We start from the raw sequence: 1,011 nt of genomic DNA, 5'->3' as shown, positions 1-1,011 counted from the left end.
CGACATGAAGGAGGTCTTCGCCGAGGCCAAGGGCGAAGGCTATGACGTCAAGGTGCTGCGCAAGGTTCTGCGCCTGCGCAAGCAGGACAAGGCCAAGCGTCAGGAAGAAGAAGCGATTCTGGACCTCTACCTCTCGGCTCTCGGCGAGATCTGAGGGAGGCGGGCCTGAAGCGCACGCCCTTCAAGCCCTCCGGCGACGGCCCTTCACGCTCCAGCAGCCTGAAGGGCGGCGGCGCCCTTAAAACCAAACCTTCTCTGAGCCCCTGGGAGCAGCAGAAGGAGGCGGCGAAACGATCCGCGCTCAACGCCCTGAAACGCGCCCGCCGCTCGGCAGAGAAGGCGGGCGTTTCCCTGTCCGAATGGGAGGGCGAGTTCCTCGATTCGGTGGGCGAGCGAATCCAGACCCATGGCCGCGCCTTCGCTGATCCGGAAAAGGGCGCGCCGGGTCAGGCCCTGTCGGCCATGCAGGGCCGCAAGCTGAAAGAGATCACGGCCAAGGCCAAGGGCGAGTCGCGTCGATTCGGCCGGCGTCGCGGAGAGGCCGCGCCCGCGCCCGATGAGGGCGAATGAGGCCTGCAACCGCCAAGCTTGGCCGTGCGTTGCGCCTGCGGATTTTCAAACCCCTTGAGAGGGAAGACTGATGAAACGCTTCGTCCCTGCCGCCCTGACCGGCGGCCTTCTGAGCTTGAGCCTGGCGCTGGCCGCGTGCGGGGATCGTCCGGGCGCGGCGCCCGAGGCGGCTTCGGAAGCGACGCCGGATCTCAGCGGCGGCCCTGCGGCGGCGCCCCAGGCGGTCAGCCCGGCGCCGGACGCCGCTCGGACGCTGCCCGCCGTTGATGAAGCGGCGGCGCGCGCCTTCGTCCGCGAGGAAGGCTCGACGCTGGAGGTGCTGACGTTCGAGCGGGTCGGCTCGGTGACGAAGGAGGGGGCGGTGAAGGGCTATGCGGCGCCGGTGTACGCCGTGCCCGTGGCGTCGGGCCAGACGCTGAAGGTCGCCTTCAAGCCGTCGAA

2 protein-coding genes and 1 pseudogene are annotated in these 1,011 nt (G+C 68.9%); all 3 read left to right on the top strand.

Annotated features, from left to right (window positions below; all coding sequences use genetic code 11):
* Nucleotides 1-154 (top strand): DUF2312 domain-containing protein (locus B2Y21_RS02030; RefSeq protein ID WP_292056479.1); only part of this gene is annotated, 154 nt, incomplete at its 5' end.
* A 101-nt stretch (nucleotides 155-255) separates the two neighbouring features.
* Nucleotides 256-570, top strand: a complete 315-nt coding sequence (locus B2Y21_RS02025) for a hypothetical protein (RefSeq protein ID WP_292056477.1) — start codon at nucleotides 256-258, stop codon at nucleotides 568-570.
* Nucleotides 571-640: 70 nt separating this feature from the next.
* Nucleotides 641-1,011 (top strand): annotated as a pseudogene (locus B2Y21_RS02020) (hypothetical protein); the annotation flags it as partial.

Origin of the sequence: Brevundimonas sp. UBA5936 (assembly GCA_002430835.1) — a bacterium.
Taxonomy (GTDB): domain Bacteria; phylum Pseudomonadota; class Alphaproteobacteria; order Caulobacterales; family Caulobacteraceae; genus Brevundimonas.
Note: the sequence above shows the minus strand (reverse complement) of the source record. Positions and strands in the feature narration are given on the sequence as shown.